Origin of the sequence: Micromonospora sp. NPDC005173 (assembly GCF_040608515.1) — a bacterium.
GTDB lineage: Bacteria > Actinomycetota > Actinomycetes > Mycobacteriales > Micromonosporaceae > Micromonospora.
On record NZ_JBEXIK010000116.1, the window covers coordinates 1 to 1,146 of the forward strand.

1 protein-coding gene and 1 pseudogene are annotated in these 1,146 nt (G+C 66.7%); one reads left to right on the top strand and one right to left on the bottom strand.

All coding sequences use genetic code 11. The features are described 5' to 3' along the window. Window positions 1-408 (top strand): annotated as a pseudogene (locus ABZV00_RS37845) (ISAs1 family transposase); the annotation flags it as partial. A gap of 10 nt (window positions 409-418) precedes the next feature. Here the strand turns inward: ABZV00_RS37845 and ABZV00_RS37850 are convergent. After that, window positions 419-1,146, bottom strand: a 728-nt coding sequence (locus ABZV00_RS37850) for a transposase (protein ID WP_355615484.1), incomplete at its 5' end; no start/stop codon positions are given.

A 1,146-nucleotide genomic window follows, 5' to 3' on the forward strand; every position in this document is an offset into this window, starting at 1 on the left:
GCCATCACCGTGCACACCCCCGGAGGCATCGGGTTCCCCCACGCACAGCAGGCCGTCCGGATCACCCGCACCCGCACCACCAGCGGGAAGACCAGCCGCGAAACCGCCTACTACACGGTGTCTCTACCCGCCGAGCAGGCCCAACCCGCCGACCTGCAGCACTGGGCCCGCCTCGAATGGCACATCGAAAACCGCGTGCATCACGTCCGGGACGTCACTTTCCGTGAAGATCTCCACCAAGCCCGGACCGGCACCGGACCCGCCGTCCTCGCGACCCTGCGTAACACCTCGATCGGCTACCACCGCACCAACGGCGAGGCCAACATCGCCCGCGCCACCCGACGCGCCAACCGCCGCCCCCACGACCTCATCACCGCCGTGACCAGCAGCATCCCGACAACGCAATGACCCTGGGGGGTTATGCGGCCAAGGCGTGTGCGGCAGGCTGGTGATCGCAGCCGGCGGGTTGTTGGAGGTTCTGCTCTTTCTGTTTGTGTCGCTCGATCCGGGCCATCAGGTCCTCGATGTCGGCCGGGGTGAACTTCCATCTGAACGGCCGGGCGGTCGCGTTGTAGCGCTGCTCGAAGGCGGTGAGTCGGTCTTCGACCTGGTCAAGGCTGGTGAAGTCGTTGGGTGTGAGCACTTTGCGCTGGACGATGGAGAAGTAGATCTCGATCTGGTTGAGCCAGGATGCGTGGACCGGTGTGTGGACCATGACCGCGTTCGGGAACCGCTTCGTGAGGCGGTCGATCGCGGCCTGGCCGCGGTGCGACGAGCCGTTGTCGACTACCCAGAACACCCTTTTCGCGGAGGCATACGGTTGCTGGGTCATGACCTGTTCGACCAGGGCCATGAACGGGGTGATCCCGGTCTTGGTCGAGCGGTGGGAGAAGACGCGGGCCTGGTGGACGTCGTAGGCGGCCAGGTAGGCCAGGGCGCCGCCGCGTTCGTATTCGTGGTTGACCCGCATGCTGCGGGCAGTGCCCGGCGGCAGGCAGGGATGGCAGCGGCGGCGGGCCTGGATGCTGGTCTTCTCATCGCTGGAGATGACGTACTCATCCGAGCCGAGCGGGACGCCGTCATGGGTGCGGGCGTAGAGGTCCAGGACCCGAGCGGCTTTGGCGGCGAAGTCCGGGTCGCGGATGA